Here is an 18,019-nt window from a genome sequence, read left to right as displayed (position 1 = left end):
TCGTGCGTAAGTTGACTCAACTGGCCGTAGTGGCCGCGGCGCTGGTCGCCACCCCGGCTTTCGCCGAAATGAAGATTGCCGTTCTGAACTACCAGATGGCGCTGCTCGAATCAGACGCCGCCAAAAAGTACGCTGTCGATGCCGAGAAGAAGTTCGGTCCGCAACTGAACCAGCTGAAAACTCTGGAAAGCAGCGCCAAGGGCATCCAGGATCGACTGATCAAGGGTGGCGACAAGATGCAGCAGCAGGAGCGTGAGCGCCTGGAGCTCGAGTTCAAGCAAAAAGCCCGTGACTTCCAGTTCCAGTCCAAGGAACTCAACGAAGCGAAGGCCGTTGCTGATCGCGACATGCTCAAGCAGCTCAAGCCCAAGCTCGACGGTGCCGTCGAGGAAGTCATCAAGAAAGGTGGTTTCGACCTGGTGCTCGAGCGTGGTGCGGTAATCGATGTCAAACCTCAGTATGACATCACCCGCCAGGTCATCGAGCGCATGAACCAAGCGCGTTGATATGACCGTGACCATGACGCTCGGTCAGTTGGCCGAGACCCTCGGGGCCACGCTCAGTGGCCCCGAGTCGCTTGAAATCACCGGACTGGCTACCTTGCAGGAAGCCGGTCCGGGGCAGTTGAGCTTCCTCGCCAATCGTCAATACCGCAAATTCCTGGATGACAGCCAGGCGGCAGCGGTACTGATCAAGGCCGAGGATGCCGAAGGCTTCACCGGTAACGCGCTGATCGTCCCCGATCCTTACCTGGCTTATGCTCGTATTTCTCACTTGTTCGATCCCAAGCCCAAGGCTGTGGCGGGAGTTCATCCCAGCGCCGTGGTAGCTGACGATGCCCAGGTGGATGCGAGCGCCAGCATCGGGCCGTTCGCGGTCATCGAAAGCGGTGCGCGCATCGGTGCGAACGTGACCGTTGGCGCACATTGCTTTGTCGGTGCACGTTGCATCATCGGCGAGGGTGGCTGGCTTGCCCCGCGTGTGACGCTGTACCACGATGTCACCATCGGCAAGCGTGTGGTCATTCAGTCGGGTGCGGTGATCGGTGGTGAGGGCTTCGGTTTCGCCAACGAGAAAGGTGTCTGGCAGAAGATTGCCCAGATCGGCGGCGTGACGCTGGGTGACGATGTGGAGATCGGTGTCAACACCGCTGTGGACCGTGGTGCGCTGTCTGACACGCGAATCGGCAATGGCGTCAAGCTCGACAACCAGATTCAGATCGCCCACAACGTGCAGATCGGAGACCATACCGCAATGGCGGCTTGCGTCGGAATTTCCGGCAGCACGCGTATCGGCAAGCACTGCATGATCGCGGGCGGCGTCGGCATGGTTGGTCATATTGATGTTTGCGACAACGTCTTCGTCTCCGGTATGACCATGGTCACCCGCTCGATCACCGAGCCGGGCGGCTATTCTTCCGGTACTGCCATGCAGCCGTTGGCCGAGTGGCGCAAGAGCGCAGCGCGTATACGCCAGCTCGACGAGATGTCCAAGCGTCTGCAGCAACTGGAAAAACGCGTCGAGACCGTGACCTCAGGTGGCCAGCCGGCATCAGAAGGCTGATACCATTTCCTGAGCAAGAGTGAACAGTCGCTAGCTGGCTCCTCTTTGGACTGCAAAAGGAGCGTGTGGTCAGCACCTGCGCTCCCTATTCTTATTACAGGCTTCCCCCCGAAATGATGGACATCAACGAGATTCGCGAATACCTGCCTCACCGTTACCCGTTCCTGCTGGTGGACCGGGTCACGGAGCTGGACTTCGAGGCCCAGAGCATTCGTGCCTACAAGAATGTCAGCATCAACGAGCCGTTCTTCAACGGCCATTTCCCGGCGCACCCGATCATGCCGGGCGTGCTGATCATCGAGGCAATGGCCCAGGCGGCCGGAATTCTCGGCTTCAAGATGCTCGATGCGAAGCCTGCCGATGGCACACTTTATTACTTCGTCGGCTCCGACAAGCTGCGTTTCCGTCAGCCGGTGTTGCCGGGTGACCAGCTCGTGCTGGAAGCCAAGTTCCTCAGCCGCAAGAGCATGATCTGGAAGTTCGAGTGCCGTGCCCTGGTCGACGGCAAGCCGGTCTGCTCGGCCGAGATCACCTGCGCGGAACGCTCCCTATGAGTTCGATTGATCCGCGGGCGATCATCGATCCCTCGGCCAAGCTGGCCGACGGCGTCGAGGTCGGCCCTTGGTCGATCGTAGGCCCCGATGTCGAAATCGGGGAGGGCACCGTCATTGGTCCGCACGTGGTGCTCAAGGGGCCCACCCGGATCGGCAAGCACAATCGCATCTATCAGTTCAGCTCCATCGGCGAAGACACGCCCGACCTCAAGTACAAGGGGGAGCCGACGCGCCTGGTGATCGGCGATCACAACGTGATCCGCGAAGGTGTCACCATTCACCGCGGTACTGTGCAGGACCGTTCGGAAACCACGCTTGGCGATCACAACCTGATCATGGCCTATGCCCACATCGGCCATGACAGCGTGATCGGCAACCATTGCATCCTGGTCAACAATACGGCGCTGGCCGGGCATGTGCACGTGGGCGACTGGGCCATCCTGTCCGGCTACACCCTGGTGCACCAGTATTGCCATATCGGCGCTCACGCGTTCTCTGGCATGGGCACGGCGATCGGCAAAGATGTTCCGGCGTTCGTCACGGTGTTCGGCAGCCCGGCCGAGGCGCGCAGCATGAACTTTGAAGGTATGCGCCGTCGCGGTTTCAGCGACGAGGTCATCCATGACTTGCGCCGTGCCTACAAGATCGTCTATCGCCAAGGCTTGACCGTGGAAGAGGCGATCAAAGAGCTGGACGAACTGGCCGGGCAGCACCCGGAAGTCGAACTGTTCCGCCAGTCGATCCTCAATTCTGCCCGCGGCATCACCCGCTGACATGGCGTCGCTTTGCGTAGCGCTGGTCGCCGGTGAGGCCAGCGGCGACATCCTCGGCTCCGGCCTGATGCGCGCGCTCAAGGCGCGTCATCCCGATGTGCGTTTCATTGGTGTCGGCGGCCCGTTGATGGAAGCCGAAGGGCTGCAGTCGTATTTCCCCATGGAACGCCTGGCGGTCATGGGGCTGGTCGAAGTCCTGGGGCGCCTGCGCGAGCTGCTCAAGCGGCGCAAGGACCTGATCCAGACACTGATCGGCGAGAAGCCCGACGTGTTCATCGGCATCGACGCACCGGATTTCACCCTCAATATCGAACTGAAGCTGCGTCAGGCCGGGATCAAGACCGTGCATTACGTCAGTCCATCGGTCTGGGCGTGGCGGCAGAAGCGTGTGCTGAAGATTCGTGAAGGTTGCGACCTGATGCTGACGCTGTTCCCCTTCGAGGCGAAATTCTACGAAGAAAAGGGTGTGCCGGTACGTTTTGTCGGCCATCCGCTGGCCGATACCATCCCGCTCGAGGCCGATCGCACTGCCGCGCGCGCAGCGCTGGGGCTGGGCGAAGGGCCGCTGGTAGCCTTGATGCCGGGTAGTCGTGGTGGCGAAGTGGGGCGGCTCGGCGAGTTGTTCCTCGAGACCGCCAAACGTCTGCAAACCCTGGTGCCGGGTGTGCGTTTCGTGTCGCCCTGCGCCAATCCTGCACGACGTGCCCAGATCGAACAGATGCTGCAGGGGCGCGAGCTCCCATTGACCTTGCTCGATGGGCAATCGCACCAGGCGTTGGCGGCCTGCGATGCGGTCCTGATTGCCTCGGGTACTGCCACGCTCGAAGCTTTGCTGTACAAGCGCCCCATGGTGGTCGCCTATCGCCTTGCGCCGCTGACCTTCTGGATTCTCAAGCGCATGGTCAAGAGTCCCTATGTGTCGCTGCCCAATCTGCTCGCCCAGCGCCTGCTGGTCCCTGAGCTGCTGCAGGACGCCGCAACGCCTGACGCTTTGGCGGCCACGCTGGCACCGTTGGTGACGCAGGGCAATGAGCAGACCGAAGGCTTCGACCAGATTCACCGCACCTTGCGCCGTGATGCGTCCAACCAGGCTGCCGACGCAGTGCTGGGCCTGCTGAAGGATCGATGACATGCAGATGGGACTTGATTTCAACCTGGTCGAAGACCTGGTCGCGGGTGTAGACGAAGTCGGGCGTGGCCCGCTGTGCGGAGACGTGGTCACGGCAGCGGTGATCCTCGATCCGCAGCGGCCGATCCTTGGCCTGAACGACTCGAAGAAGCTCACCGAGGCACGTCGTGAGTTGCTGTTCGACGAAATCTGCGAAAAGGCACTGGCGTTTTGCATCGCTCGTGCCACGGTCGGTGAGATCGACCAGCTGAACATCCTGCAGGCCACCATGCTGGCCATGCAGCGTGCGGTGGAAGGGTTGAGCGTCACGCCGAAACTGGCGTTGATCGATGGCAACCGCTGCCCGAAACTGTCGGTGCCAGCTGCGCCGGTGGTCAAGGGGGATTCCCAGGTGCCAGCCATCGCCGCTGCTTCGATCCTGGCTAAGGTCACGCGTGATCGCGAGATGAGCGCGTTCGAGCTGATCTACCCGGGTTACGGCATCGGCGGGCACAAAGGCTACCCGACGCCGTTGCACCTCGAAGCTCTCGCGCGGCTGGGGCCTACGCCCATTCATCGGCGCTCGTTCGCACCGGTGAGGGCCGCCTGGGAAGTCCTTGAAGGGCGTGCCAGTACGCTGATCTGATCTGTCGGGGCCGCTATGCGGCCCCAAAACATTCCGGCTAATTACGCTACAATCCCGCCCTTGTCGTTCAGCATTGCCACAGGATCTTCAATGTCGGTCTCCTTCGTTCACCTCCGTGTGCACTCCGAGTTCTCCCTGGTCGATGGTCTGGTGCGGATCAAGCCGCTGGCCAAGGCCCTGGCCGGAATGAACATGCCGGCGGTGGCGATCACCGACCAGAGCAACATGTGCTCGCTGGTGAAGTTCTACAAGACCGCCATGGGCGCAGGGATCAAGCCGATCTGCGGCGCCGACCTGTGGCTGGCCGGTGCCGATCCGGAGGCACCGCTGTCGCGTATCTGCTTCCTGGCCATGAACCCCCGGGGCTATCGCAACCTCACCGAGTTGATCTCCAAGGGCTGGACCGAAGGCCAGCGCAACGGCCTGGTGATCATCCAGCGTGAATGGATCGCGCCCGCCAGCGAGGGCCTGATTGGCTTGTCTGCGGCGCGCGAGGGCGATATCGGCATGGCGCTGCTCTCCGGTCGCAGCGACGAGGCCGAGGCCTTGCTACGCGACTGGATGCAGATGCTGCCGGAGCGCTTCTATGTAGAAGTGCAGCGCACCAATCGCGCAGGCGACGAAGAATACCTGCACGCTGCCGTGGCCCTCGCCGACAAGGTCGGCGCGCCGCTGGTGGCGACCAACGATGTACGCTTCATCAAACAGACTGACTTCGACGCCCACGAGACCCGCGTCTGCATCGGCGAGGGCTGGACCCTGGACGACCCGCGGCGCCCGCGCGGCTACAGCGATCAGCAGTACCTGAAGTCGGCCGAGGAGATGGCCGAGCTGTTCAGCGACCTGCCGGACGCGATCGCCAACACTGTCGAGATCGCCAAGCGTTGCAACATCACGGTGCAGTTGGGCAAGTACTTCCTCCCCGATTTCCCGACGCCCAACGGCATGAGCATCGACGATTACCTGCGCCACGTCTCCCACGAGGGCCTGGAAGAACGTCTGGCCGTGCTCTGGCCGAAAGAGACCACGCCCAATTACGAAGAGAAACGTCAGGTCTACCTGGACCGCCTGAAGTTCGAGCTGGATATCATCATCCAGATGGGCTTCCCCGGTTACTTCCTGATCGTTATGGACTTCATCAAGTGGGCCAAGAACAACGACGTGCCGGTGGGGCCGGGCCGGGGTTCGGGTGCGGGTTCGTTGGTGGCCTACGTGCTGAAGATCACCGACCTCGACCCGTTGGCCTACGACCTGCTGTTCGAGCGCTTCCTCAACCCCGAACGTATTTCCATGCCCGACTTCGACGTCGACTTCTGCATGGATGGTCGCGACCGGGTGATCGACTACGTGGCCGAGGCCTATGGGCGCAATGCGGTCAGCCAGATCATCACCTTCGGCACCATGGCCGCGAAGGCGGTGGTGCGTGACGTGGCGCGTGTGCAGGGCAAGTCCTACGGCCTGGCCGACCGCTTGTCGAAAATGATCCCGTTCGAAGTGGGCATGACCCTGGAGAAGGCCTACGAGCAGGAAGAGATCCTGCGCGACTTCCTCAAGGGCGATGAAGACGCTCGCGAGATCTGGGACATGGCGCTCAAGCTCGAGGGGGTCACTCGCGGTACCGGTAAGCACGCCGGTGGTGTGGTGATCGCGCCGACCAAACTCACCGATTTCTCGCCGATCGCCTGTGACGAAGAGGGCGGCGGCCTGGTGACTCAGTTCGACAAGGACGACGTCGAGGCTGCGGGCCTGGTGAAGTTCGACTTCCTCGGCTTGCGGACGCTGACGATCATCAAGTGGGCGATGGAGATCATCAACCGCGAGCAGAAAAAGAAAGACCTGCCCGACGTCAACATCGACTTCATCCCGCTGGACGACCGCAAGACCTACGAGCTGTTGCAGAAGGCCGAGACCACGGCGGTGTTCCAGCTTGAATCGCGCGGCATGAAAGAGCTGATCAAGAAGCTCAAGCCCGACTGCCTGGAAGACCTCATCGCACTGGTGGCGTTGTTCCGCCCCGGCCCGCTGCAGTCGGGCATGGTGGACGACTTCATCAACCGCAAGCACGGCCGCGCGGAGCTGGCCTATCCGCACTCCGATTACCAGTACGAAGGCCTCAAGCCGGTACTGGCCCCCACCTACGGCATCATCCTGTATCAGGAACAGGTGATGCAGATCGCCCAGGTGATGGCCGGCTACACCCTGGGTGGCGCCGACATGCTGCGTCGGGCCATGGGCAAGAAGAAGCCAGAGGAAATGGCCAAGCAACGCGGCGGTTTCATCGAAGGTTGCGTGGCCAATAACATCGATGCAGACCTTGCCGGTAACATCTTCGACCTGGTAGAGAAGTTTGCCGGTTACGGCTTCAACAAGTCTCACTCCGCAGCCTATGGCCTGGTCTCGTACCAGACCGCCTGGCTCAAGACCCACTACCCGGCGCCGTTCATGGCTGCGGTATTGTCGGCGGATATGCACAACACCGACAAGGTGGTGGTGCTGGTCGAGGAAGTGCGCAGCATGAAGCTGCGCCTCGATGCGCCGGACGTGAACTTCTCCGACTTCAAGTTCACCGTCAACGACGACGGTCGTATCGTCTATGGCCTGGGTGCGATCAAGGGGGTGGGTGAAGGCCCGGTGGAGGCGATCGTCGAGGCGCGCGCCGAAGGCGGCCCGTTCAAGGACCTGTTCGACTTCTGCGAGCGCGTCGACCTCAAGCGCATCAACAAGCGCACCCTCGATGCCCTGATCCGCAGCGGTGCGTTGGACCGGTTGGGGCCGCACTTCCACGACGAGATCAAGGCCTACCAGGCCAACATCGACCGCAACCGCGCGGTGTTGCTGTCGGCGCTCGAAGAGGCGATCAAGTCGGCCGAGCAGACCGCTCGCACCGCTGACAGCGGCCATATCGACCTGTTCGGTGGGCTGTTCGTCGAAGAGGATTCCGATGTCTATGCCAACCACCACAAGGTCCGCGAGCTCACGCTCAAGGAGCGCCTGAAAGGCGAAAAGGATACCCTCGGGCTATATCTCACCGGTCACCCAATCGATGAGTACGAAACCGAGATCCGCCGTTTCGCTCGCCAGCGCATCGTTGACCTCAAGCCTTCACGCGACACTCAGACCATCGCGGGGATGATCATTGCCCTGCGGGTGATGAAGAACAAGAAGGGTGACAAGATGGGCTTCGTCACCCTCGACGACCGCTCCGGTCGTATCGAGGCCTCGCTGTTCGCCGATGCCTTCATGGCGGCCCAGGCGCTGCTGCAGACCGACGCGATGGTGGTGGTCGAAGGCGAGGTCAGCAACGACGACTTCTCCGGCGGCCTGCGCCTGCGCGTCAAGCAGGTGATGACCATGGAGGATGCCCGCACCAAGCTGGCCGAAAGCCTGCGCCTGAAGATCGCCCACGAAGCACTCAAGGGAGATCGCCTGGCCTGGCTGGGCGAGCTGATCACCCGTCATCGCGGCGGTTGCCCGATCACGCTGGAGTACACCGGCAGCGATGCCAAGGCCATGCTGCAGTTCGGCGACGAGTGGTCGATCGATCCCGCCGATGGCCTGATTCAGGCGCTGCGTGACCAGTTCGGACGTGAGAACGTCTTCCTGCAATACCGTTGAAACGACGAATTTTAATCTCGACCTGAATGCGCCAGATCCCGTAAGGTATGGCGCCAAACGGATCAACCGGCCGGCCGCCTGGCCGTAGACCCAAGACGGATGCCTATGAACCCGAATTTTCTCGATTTCGAACAGCCGATTGCCGACCTGCAAGCCAAGATCGAAGAGCTGCGCCTGGTTGGTAACGACAACTCGCTGAACATCAGCGATGAAATTGCCCGTCTGCAAGACAAGAGCAGTGCCCTGACCGAAAGCATCTTCGGCAACCTGACCAGCTGGCAGATCGCCCGCCTGGCACGCCACCCGCGTCGTCCGTACACGCTGGACTACCTCGATCACATCTTCACCGAGTTCGAAGAACTGCACGGCGACCGTCATTTTTCCGACGACGCCGCGATCGTTGGCGGTACCGCGCGCCTGGACGGCAAGCCGGTGATGGTCATCGGTCACCAGAAGGGCCGCGAAGTGCGTGAGAAGGTCCGTCGCAACTTCGGCATGCCGCGTCCTGAAGGCTACCGCAAGGCCTGCCGTCTGATGGAGATGGCCGAGCGCTTCAAGATGCCGATCCTGACTTTCATCGATACCCCAGGCGCCTACCCGGGCATCGACGCCGAAGAGCGCAACCAGAGTGAGGCCATCGCCTGGAACCTGCGCGTCATGGCGCGCCTGAAAACCCCGATCATCGCCACCGTGATTGGTGAAGGTGGTTCGGGCGGCGCACTGGCCATCGGTGTGTGCGACCAACTGAACATGCTGCAATACTCCACCTACTCGGTGATCTCGCCGGAAGGTTGCGCCTCGATCCTGTGGAAGACCTCCGACAAGGCGCCGGACGCTGCCGAAGCAATGGGCATCACCGCTGAGCGCTTGAAGAGCCTGAACATCGTCGACAAGGTGATCAGCGAGCCACTGGGCGGCGCTCACCGCGATCCGGCCAAGATGTCGGCCAGCATCCGTGCCGACCTGCTCGAGCAGCTCGACATGCTGGGCAAGCTCGACAACGATACTCTGCTCAAGCGTCGCTACGATCGCCTGATGAGCTACGGTCTCTGATTGGCAGGGGCGCTTTGCGCCCTGTTCGCGGGCAAGCCCGCTCCCACAGAAGCAACGATGCTATTTGGGAGCAACTGTCTTGTTCAACATCTAAAGTCCAGCCCAATCTCCCTGTGGGAGCGGGCTTGCCCGCGAATGGGGCGCGAGCGGCTCCGGCAATTCCAAGTCCTGTGAGGGCCTGATGCTTGACCTCACCCCCAAGCTGCTCCCCTGGCAGCAGGCCCCCACCTGGTACATTGCCTTCTCCGGCGGCCTCGACTCCACTGTCCTGCTGCACCTCCTCGCCAGTCACGCCCGGCAACACGACAGTCCACCGGTGCGTGCCCTGCACATTCACCATGGCCTGCAAGCCGCTGCCGACGCCTGGCCGGATCACTGTCGCCATGTCTGCGACAGCCTGGGCATTGCGCTCGATGTCATTCATGTCGAGGTATCTTCAGGCGCCAGCCTCGAGCAAGCCGCCCGCACGGCGCGATACGACGCGTTCGCCGAGGTTCTGCAGCCGGGCGAAGTGCTGTTCACCGGCCAGCACCGCGATGACCAGGCCGAGACCCTGCTGTTTCGCCTGTTGCGCGGTGCCGGCCTGCGCGGTCTGGCGGCGATGCCCGCATCCCGTCCGCTGGGGCAGGGGCGGCTGGTCAGGCCGTTGCTCGATCTGGCGCGGGATCAGTTGCAGCGGTATGCCCAGGCATCGGGGCTGAGATGGATCGAAGACCCGTCCAACACCGATACCCGCTTCGCCCGCAATTTCCTGCGCGCCGACGTGTTCCCGCTGCTGCACCAGCGCTGGCCGCAAGCGAGCCAGAGCCTGGCGCGCAGCGCCGCGCACCTGGGCGAGGCCCTGGCGCTGCTGGACGAACTCGCCGCCACCGACATCGCTGCCGCAAGCCCTGGCGCAATAGCGCCTTGGCAATGCCTGGACTCGCTGGACCTGGGGGTGCTGGCGGCGCTTTCGCCGGCGCGCCAGCGGAACGCCCTGCAGTACTGGCTTAGCAGTCGTACACGTCTACCCGATAGCCGCCATTGGGCCGGCTGGGACAACCTGCGTGATGCCGCCGCCGATGCCCAGCCGCTCTGGCGCTTGACCGATGGTGAACTGCAGCGCAGTCATGGGCGGTTGTGGTGGTTGAGCGGCGATTGGCTGCAGGCGCCGCAGGGTGGGGCGCCTTGGCCAGACCCGAGCCAGTCTCTCTCACTACCCGGCAATGGCAGCGTGCAAGTGGTAGGTGCCATTCCCGGACCTGGCCTGCATGTCGCCTATCGCCAGGGCGGCGAAGTGCTCGATATTCCAGGGCGCGGCCACCGCGACCTCAAGCGCCTGCTCAACGAGTGTCACGTGCCGCATTTCATCCGTCATCGCCTGCCGCTGCTGTGGCAGGGCGAGCGCCTGCTGGCGGTGGCCAACCTGCCGGAGCTAGGGCCGGCAGGTTGGCAGTTGCAGTGGCAGCCGCCGACGAACGTGCAAGGTTTGAGCTGAAGGGTACATTCCGGTAGACTACCCTCCCTTCTTGATACAGCTTCTGTGGGTTCCTCGAAAACACAGGAGTTGCCGATTACCAAGCAGTTTTTTGCTGGGCTGATTCTTAAAATGACGAGCGAGCTCCACACTGGGGATACCCCCGGTCTGTACAGACGCGGCAGTTGTTCGAGATGCACTGTGATTGACGCAGGTGATCGGGGGCTTCGGCCTTCCTTCGCTTTCTCCGGCGGCGCTGGCCGCCTTAACGCAGACTTCTAGGGTTTTTCATGACGCGCTACATATTCGTCACGGGCGGTGTTGTTTCTTCATTGGGGAAAGGCATTGCCTCGGCTTCCCTGGCGGCCATCCTGGAAGCGCGGGGGCTCAAGGTCACCATGCTCAAGCTGGACCCGTACATCAACGTCGATCCGGGTACCATGAGCCCGTTCCAGCACGGTGAAGTGTTCGTCACCCACGACGGTGCCGAGACCGACCTTGACCTGGGCCACTACGAGCGGTTCATCCGCACCACGATGACCCAGAACAACAACTTCACCACCGGCCGCATCTACGAGCACGTGCTGCGCAAGGAGCGCCGTGGCGACTACCTGGGTGCGACCATCCAGGTCATCCCGCACATCACCGACGAGATCAAGCGTCGCATCATCAAGGGCGCCGGCGATGCCGACGTGGCTCTGGTCGAGATCGGCGGCACTGTGGGCGACATCGAGTCGCAGCCATTCCTCGAAGCCATCCGTCAGTTGCGTGTCGAAGTAGGCTCCAAGCGCGCCATGCTGATGCACCTGACGCTGGTGCCGTACATCGCCACCGCTGGTGAAACCAAGACCAAGCCTACTCAGCACTCGGTCAAGGAGCTGCGCTCCATCGGCCTGCAGCCTGATGTGCTGATCTGCCGCTCCGACCACCCGGTCGATGCCTCGTCGCGCCGCAAGATCGCCCTGTTCACCAACGTCGAAGAGCGTGCGGTGATTTCGCTGGAAGACGTCGACACCATCTACAAGATCCCGGGCGTGCTGCACGCACAGGGCCTGGACGACTTCGTCGTCGAGCGCTTCGGCCTGCAGTGCAATGGCGCCGACCTGTCCGAGTGGGACAAGGTCGTCGATGCCAAGCTCAACCCCGAGCATGAAGTCACCATCGCCATGGTCGGCAAGTACATGGAGCTGCTGGATGCGTACAAGTCGCTGATCGAAGCGATGAGCCACGCCGGCATCACCAACCGCACCAAGGTCAACCTGCGCTACATCGATTCCGAAGACATCGAGAACCAGGGCACGGGCCTGCTCGAAGGCGCCGACGCCATCCTGGTGCCGGGCGGCTTCGGTCTGCGCGGCGTGGAAGGCAAGATCAAGGCTGTGCAGTTCGCCCGTGAGAACAAGGTTCCATACCTGGGCATCTGCCTGGGCATGCAGGTCGCGGTGATCGAATTCGCCCGTAACGTCATGGGCTGGAAAGACGCAAACTCCACCGAGTTCGACCGCAACAGCGGCCACCCGGTAGTCGGCCTGATCACCGAATGGTCCGATGCCACCGGTGCCGTCGAAACCCGTACCGAAGCTTCCGACCTGGGCGGCACCATGCGCCTGGGCGCGCAGGACTGCCAGCTGATCGCCGGCTCCAAGGTTCACGACTGCTACGGCAGCGACGTGATCACCGAGCGTCACCGTCACCGCTACGAAGTGAACAACAACCTGCTGCCGCAACTGATTGACGCCGGCCTGGTGGTATCGGGTCGTTCCGAAGATGGCGCGCTGGTCGAAGTGGTCGAGTCGAAGGATCACCCATGGTTCGTCGCCTGCCAGTTCCACCCGGAGTTCACCTCCACGCCTCGTGACGGCCACCCGCTGTTCAGCGGTTTCGTCAAGGCAGCCCTGGCACAGAAGAACAAGGCCTGATCCATGACCCAGAAGATCATTCGCGTCGGTAACATCGAGATCGCCAACGACAAGCCGTTCGTCCTGTTCGGCGGCATGAACGTCCTGGAGTCCCGTGACCTGGCCCTGAAGGTCTGCGAGGAGTACGTGCGGGTGACCGAGAAACTCGGCATCCCGTACGTGTTCAAGGCCAGCTTCGACAAGGCCAACCGTTCGTCGGTCGCTTCGTACCGCGGTCCGGGCATGGAAGAGGGGCTGAAGATCTTCGAGGAGATCAAGCGTACCTTCAACGTACCGGTGATCACCGATGTGCACGAGCCTTACCAGTGCGAGCCGGTGGCCAAGGTCTGCGACATCATCCAGCTGCCGGCGTTTCTCTCGCGCCAGACCGACCTGGTGGTGGCCATGGCCAGGACCGGCGCGGTGATCAACATCAAGAAGGCCCAGTTCCTCGCCCCGCACGAGATGAAGCACATCCTCGCCAAGTGCGTCGAGGCCGGTAACGACCAGCTCATTCTCTGCGAGCGCGGTTCGAGCTTCGGCTACAACAACCTGGTGGTCGACATGCTCGGCTTCGGCATCATGAAGCAGTTCGAGTACCCGGTGTTCTTCGACGTCACCCACTCGCTGCAGACGCCTGGCGGCCGTGCCGACTCCGCTGGTGGTCGCCGTGCCCAGGTCACCGACCTGGCCAAGGCGGGCATGAGCCAGGGCCTGGCTGGCCTGTTCCTCGAGGCTCACCCGGACCCGGACAACGCCAAGTGCGATGGCCCGTGCGCCCTGCGCCTGGACAAGCTGGAACCGTTCCTGGCGCAGCTCAAGCAACTGGACGATCTGGTGAAAAGTTTTCCGACGGTAGAGACCGCGTAAAGCTCATTTCTCGGGTAAAGTACCGCCCGTTCCACCCCCTGGCCTGCCGGTCAGGGGCTCCCTTCGCCAGGCCTGCCCGTGCCATGTCGCCTGGTGAACGGCAAGAATTCCCAAAGCTGCGTTGTTTTCGTCAATTCTGGAGTGCTTACAACAATGGCAAAGATCGTCGACATCAAAGGTCGTGAAGTTCTCGATTCGCGTGGCAACCCCACCGTGGAAGCCGATGTGCTGCTCGACAACGGCATCATTGGCAGCGCTTGCGCGCCGTCTGGTGCTTCCACTGGCTCGCGCGAAGCGCTGGAGCTGCGTGATGGCGACAAGAGCCGTTACCTGGGCAAGGGCGTGCTGAAGGCCGTCGGCAACATCAATGGTCCGATCCGTGACCTGCTGCTGGGCAAGGATCCTTCCGACCAGAAAGCACTCGACCGCGCCATGATCGAACTGGACGGTACCGAGAACAAGGCCAAGCTGGGCGCCAACGCCATCCTCGCTGTGTCCCTGGCTGCTGCCAAGGCCGCTGCCCAGGACCAGGACCTGCCGCTGTACGCGCACATCGCCAACCTCAACGGCACCCCTGGCCAGTACTCGATGCCGGTGCCGATGATGAACATCATCAACGGCGGCGAGCACGCCGATAACAACGTCGACATCCAGGAGTTCATGGTCCAGCCGGTAGGCGCCAAGACCTTCTCCGACGGCCTGCGCATGGGCACCGAGATCTTCCACCACCTCAAGGCTGTTCTGAAGGCCCGCGGCCTGAACACTGCCGTGGGTGACGAAGGTGGCTTCGCCCCGAACCTGGCCTCCAACGAAGATGCCCTGGCGGCCATCGCCGAAGCGGTCGAGAAAGCCGGCTACAAGCTGGGCACCGACGTCACCCTGGCCCTGGACTGCGCGGCTTCCGAGTTCTACGAAGACGGCAAGTACAACCTGTCCGGCGAAGGCAAGTCGTTCGATGCCGAAGGTTTTGCCGACTACCTGAAAGGCCTGACCGAGCGCTTCCCGATCATCTCGATCGAAGACGGCCTGGACGAGTCCGACTGGGCTGGCTGGAAGATCCTGACCGACAAGATCGGTGCCAAGGTACAGCTGGTCGGTGACGACCTGTTCGTGACCAACACCAAGATCCTCAAGGAAGGCATCGAGAAAGGCATCGGCAACTCGATCCTGATCAAGTTCAACCAGATCGGCTCGCTGACCGAAACCCTGGAAGCCATCCAGATGGCCAAGGCCGCTGGTTACACTGCGGTCATTTCGCACCGTTCCGGTGAAACCGAAGATTCGACCATCGCCGACCTGGCTGTCGGTACCGCCGCAGGCCAGATCAAGACCGGTTCGCTGTGCCGTTCCGACCGCGTCTCGAAGTACAACCAACTGCTGCGTATCGAAGAGCAACTGGGTGCCAAGGCCGTCTACCGTGGCCGTGCCGAGTTTCGCGGCTGAGCAAGAGATGGTAAAAAGGCAGCAGCCGGGGCTGTCTGAACGTTCTTACTGAGTGTTCAGCGCCTTCAAACGGGTTTCTGTCGACGAAGCCTGGCCTCGGCCAGGCTTCGTGCTATCGGAAGCTCGCTGCGGCGGCCTTTTACCCTGGATATCTTCATGCGCAGTCCCTATTGGTTGTTCCTCGTCCTGCTGTTGTTGCTCGGAGGCCTGCAATATCGCCTCTGGGTCGGTAATGGCAGCCTGGCGCAAGTGGCCGAGCTGCAACAGCAGATCGCCGACCAGCATGCCGAAAACGAACGGCTGCTGGAACGCAATCGCGTGCTCGACGCTGAAGTCCTGGAGTTGAAGAAAGGTATGGAGACCGTGGAAGAACGGGCTCGTCATGAACTGGGAATGGTCAAGGAGGGCGAAACCCTCTACCAGTTGCCACAGAAATGATCCAAGAACAGCCGGCTTTCTGGGCCGTGATTCCTGCCGCGGGCATTGGTGCCCGCATGGCTGCCGACCGCCCCAAGCAGTATCTGCAACTGGGCCGGCAGACCATCCTCGAGCATAGCCTCGACTGTTTTCTCGACCATCCCACGCTCAAGGGCGTGGTGGTCAGCGTTGCCGAAGATGATCCCTACTGGCCTGGCTTGCGCTGTGCGAGCGATCCGCGCATCCAGCGTGCAGCGGGTGGGCGCGAGCGTGCCGATTCGGTACTGAATGCCCTGTTGCTGCTGCACGCCCAAGGGGCGGCCGACGACGACTGGGTGCTGGTGCACGATGCTGCGCGGCCGAACCTGGCGCGTAGCGATCTGGACAAACTGCTGTCGGAGCTGGCCGACGATCCGGTGGGGGGGCTGCTGGCGGTGCCTGCGCGCGATACCCTCAAGCGTGCCGACGCGACTGGCCGGGTCAGCTCCACGGTGGACCGCAGCACTGTTTGGCAGGCCTACACGCCGCAGATGTTTCGGCTTGGCATGCTGCACCGGGCACTGGCCGAGTGCCTGGTGGCGGATGTGGCGGTGACCGATGAGTCCTCTGCCATCGAATGGGCCGGGCATGCGCCGCGTCTGATCGAAGGGCGTAGCGACAACATCAAGGTGACCCGGCCGGAAGACCTGGAGTGGTTGCGTCAGCGCTGGGCTGGGCGGCGCTGAGGCCATCGGCACAAGCGCAGCGCTTCAGCCTTGCTGATACTCCGGCAATCCTGCCAACCCATCCTTCAGGTAGTCGACCAACCGCCGCACCTTCGGTGAAAGATGCCGCTGCTGTGGATACAGCGCCCACACCGCGGTGTTCGGCGGCTGGTGCGCCTCCAGCAGCGGCACCAGTGCCCCGGCATGCAGATGCTCTAGCACGTAGTAATCCGGCAACTGGCACAACCCCATTCCTTGCAGCGCCGCGTCGAGTACCGCCTGGCCGCTGTTGCAGCGCCAGTTGCCTTGTACCCGTTGGCTGATTTCGCGGCCATCCTGCTGCAACACCCACAGGTCCGAGCTGCCCACCAGGCAATTGTGCCGCGCCAGTTCCGACAGGCTGTGCGGTCTGCCGTAACGTTCCAGATAAGCCGGCGATGCGCACAGGTACATGCGCCGCGGTGCGAGGCGCGTGGCCACCAGGCGTGAATCCTGGAGGCGTCCCAGGCGAATGGCCAGGTCCATGCCCTCGTGCAGCAGGTCCAGGGTGCGGTTGCTCAGCTCCACCTCGACGCGCAACTGTGGATACAACGCCATGAAGCGTGTCACCAGTGGCACGATGAAACGCTCGCCGTAGGCCACCGCGCACGTCATGCGCAGCAGGCCCTTGGGTTCGCTGGCCAGGTCCCCCATCGCGCGCAGCGCTTCTTCGCGGCCATCCTGCAGGCGCTGGCAGTGCTGCAGGAAGGTCTGCCCGGCTTCACTCAGGGTCACACGCCGAGTGCTGCGGTACAGCAGGCGGGTTTGCAGGCGTTCCTCCAGGCGAGCGATCTGGCGGCTGACATGCGATGAGGAAACCCCCAGCCGTTCGGCGGCCGCAGTGAACTGGCCCGACTCGGCGACGGCGACGAACTCGTCGATTCCTTCCCAGCGACTGCTCATTGATTATCCCTTCATGGCAATAATGTTTTGCATTTGCTCGGATTATTCATCAAAAAAGCATGAATTACACTGGTGGCCTTAACTGATACCTAGCTTGGAGACCACCATGATCAAGTCCCGCGCCGCTGTTGCCTTCGAGGCCAAGAAACCCCTGGAAATTGTCGAAGTGGACGTGGCCATGCCCAAGGCGGGCGAGGTACTGCTGCGCGTGGTCGCCAGCGGTGTCTGCCACACCGATGCCTACACCCTCTCCGGTGCGGACCCGGAAGGTATCTTCCCGTCGATCCTCGGTCACGAGGGAGGGGCAATCGTCGAGGCGGTGGGTGAGGGGGTCACTTCGCTGGCCGTTGGTGATCATGTGATCCCGCTGTACACCCCGGAATGCGGCAAGTGCAAGTTCTGCCTGTCGGGCAAGACCAACCTGTGCCAGGCCATCCGCGCCACCCAGGGCAAGGGCCTGATGCCTGACGGCACCACGCGCTTCAGCTACAAAGGGCAGCAGTTGTTCCACTACATGGGCACTTCGACCTTCTCCGAGTACACCGTCCTGCCGGAAATCTCCGTGGCCAAGATCCAGAAGGAAGCGCCGCTGGAGAAGGTCTGCCTGCTTGGTTGCGGCGTGACCACCGGTATCGGTGCGGTACTCAACACCGCCAAGGTCAAACCGGGTGACACCGTGGCCATTTTCGGCCTGGGCGGTATTGGTCTGTCGGCGGTGATCGGCGCGGTGAAGGCCAAGGCCTCGCGTATCATCGCCATCGACATCAACCCGGCCAAGTTCGAGATCGCCCGCCAGCTGGGGGCTACCGACTGCATCAACCCGAAGGACTACGATCGCCCGATCCAGGAAGTGATCGTCGACCTCACCGATGGCGGCGTTGACTTCTCCTTCGAGTGCATCGGCAATGTCCAACTGATGCGTGCGGCGCTCGAGTGCTGCCACAAGGGCTGGGGTGAGTCGGTGATCATCGGTGTGG

The 18,019-nt window shown here is 62.3% G+C and carries 16 protein-coding genes; 15 read left to right on the top strand and 1 reads right to left on the bottom strand.

Features of this window, described 5'->3' with window-relative positions:
- The first annotated feature begins 2 nt into the window (after positions 1 to 2).
- The 14 genes from ACPZMI_RS05940 to ispD all read left to right on the top strand — a co-directional run bounded on the left by ACPZMI_RS05940 (position 3) and on the right by ispD (position 16,121).
- Positions 3 to 506, top strand: a complete 504-nt coding sequence (locus ACPZMI_RS05940) for an OmpH/Skp family outer membrane protein (RefSeq protein WP_054891073.1) — start codon at positions 3 to 5, stop codon at positions 504 to 506.
- 1 nt (position 507) lies between these two features.
- Entirely contained in the window at positions 508 to 1,563 is a 1,056-nt protein-coding gene (lpxD, locus tag ACPZMI_RS05935; RefSeq protein WP_426351855.1) for a UDP-3-O-(3-hydroxymyristoyl)glucosamine N-acyltransferase, read from the top strand.
- 113 nt (positions 1,564 to 1,676) lie between these two features.
- The gene (gene fabZ / locus ACPZMI_RS05930) at positions 1,677 to 2,117 is read left to right on the top strand and encodes a 3-hydroxyacyl-ACP dehydratase FabZ (RefSeq protein ID WP_011535269.1); all 441 of its coding nucleotides are present in this window, start codon (positions 1,677 to 1,679) and stop codon (positions 2,115 to 2,117) included.
- Positions 2,114 to 2,890, top strand: coding sequence for an acyl-ACP--UDP-N-acetylglucosamine O-acyltransferase (lpxA, locus tag ACPZMI_RS05925; protein WP_186667231.1), 777 nt, complete (start codon positions 2,114 to 2,116; stop codon positions 2,888 to 2,890). The genes fabZ and lpxA overlap by 4 nt, the downstream gene beginning before the upstream one ends.
- Position 2,891: 1 nt before the next feature.
- The gene (gene lpxB / locus ACPZMI_RS05920; RefSeq protein ID WP_186718849.1) at positions 2,892 to 4,019 is read left to right on the top strand and encodes a lipid-A-disaccharide synthase; all 1,128 of its coding nucleotides are present in this window, start codon (positions 2,892 to 2,894) and stop codon (positions 4,017 to 4,019) included.
- Position 4,020: 1 nt separating this feature from the next.
- Positions 4,021 to 4,644 (top strand): ribonuclease HII, encoded by a 624-nt coding sequence (gene rnhB, locus ACPZMI_RS05915; protein ID WP_186667229.1) that lies wholly within the window; start codon positions 4,021 to 4,023, stop codon positions 4,642 to 4,644.
- A gap of 90 nt (positions 4,645 to 4,734) precedes the next feature.
- Complete coding sequence (gene dnaE, locus ACPZMI_RS05910; protein WP_186709876.1) at positions 4,735 to 8,259, top strand: DNA polymerase III subunit alpha; 3,525 nt, start codon at positions 4,735 to 4,737, stop codon at positions 8,257 to 8,259.
- 105 nt (positions 8,260 to 8,364) lie between these two features.
- A complete protein-coding gene (gene accA / locus ACPZMI_RS05905; RefSeq protein ID WP_186667227.1) occupies positions 8,365 to 9,312 on the top strand; it encodes an acetyl-CoA carboxylase carboxyl transferase subunit alpha in 948 nt (315 codons plus the stop codon).
- A 181-nt stretch (positions 9,313 to 9,493) separates the two neighbouring features.
- The gene (tilS, locus tag ACPZMI_RS05900) at positions 9,494 to 10,789 is read left to right on the top strand and encodes a tRNA lysidine(34) synthetase TilS (protein WP_426351854.1); all 1,296 of its coding nucleotides are present in this window, start codon (positions 9,494 to 9,496) and stop codon (positions 10,787 to 10,789) included.
- A gap of 269 nt (positions 10,790 to 11,058) precedes the next feature.
- Entirely contained in the window at positions 11,059 to 12,687 is a 1,629-nt protein-coding gene (locus tag ACPZMI_RS05895) for a CTP synthase (RefSeq protein WP_186667225.1), read from the top strand.
- 3 nt (positions 12,688 to 12,690) lie between these two features.
- Positions 12,691 to 13,536 carry a 3-deoxy-8-phosphooctulonate synthase gene (kdsA, locus tag ACPZMI_RS05890; protein WP_186667224.1) on the top strand — a complete coding sequence of 282 codons (846 nt, stop codon included), beginning with the start codon at positions 12,691 to 12,693 and terminating at the stop codon, positions 13,534 to 13,536.
- Between the two features lie 153 nt (positions 13,537 to 13,689).
- Positions 13,690 to 14,979 (top strand): phosphopyruvate hydratase, encoded by a 1,290-nt coding sequence (gene eno / locus ACPZMI_RS05885; protein WP_054891062.1) that lies wholly within the window; start codon positions 13,690 to 13,692, stop codon positions 14,977 to 14,979.
- A 156-nt stretch (positions 14,980 to 15,135) separates the two neighbouring features.
- A complete protein-coding gene (ftsB, locus tag ACPZMI_RS05880) occupies positions 15,136 to 15,417 on the top strand; it encodes a cell division protein FtsB (protein WP_054891061.1) in 282 nt (93 codons plus the stop codon).
- On the top strand, positions 15,414 to 16,121 hold the full coding sequence (ispD, locus tag ACPZMI_RS05875) for a 2-C-methyl-D-erythritol 4-phosphate cytidylyltransferase (RefSeq protein ID WP_186718859.1): 708 nt from the start codon (positions 15,414 to 15,416) through the stop codon (positions 16,119 to 16,121). Before ftsB ends, ispD begins: the two co-directional genes overlap by 4 nt.
- Positions 16,122 to 16,145: 24 nt before the next feature.
- Here ispD and ACPZMI_RS05870 read toward each other — a convergent pair whose 3' ends face one another.
- Positions 16,146 to 17,042 carry a LysR substrate-binding domain-containing protein gene (locus ACPZMI_RS05870; protein WP_186667222.1) on the bottom strand — a complete coding sequence of 299 codons (897 nt, stop codon included), beginning with the start codon at positions 17,040 to 17,042 and terminating at the stop codon, positions 16,146 to 16,148.
- A 106-nt stretch (positions 17,043 to 17,148) separates the two neighbouring features.
- On the opposite strand from ACPZMI_RS05870, the gene ACPZMI_RS05865 reads away from it, so the two are divergent.
- The coding region (locus ACPZMI_RS05865; RefSeq protein ID WP_426351853.1) for an S-(hydroxymethyl)glutathione dehydrogenase/class III alcohol dehydrogenase at positions 17,149 to 18,019 on the top strand (871 nt) is incomplete at its 3' end.

It is taken from the genome of Pseudomonas wayambapalatensis, from assembly GCF_049942315.1.
Classification (GTDB): Bacteria; Pseudomonadota; Gammaproteobacteria; order Pseudomonadales; family Pseudomonadaceae; genus Aquipseudomonas; species Aquipseudomonas wayambapalatensis.
The sequence above is the reverse complement of the archived record's forward strand: the minus strand, read 5'-3'. Positions and strand labels throughout refer to the sequence as shown.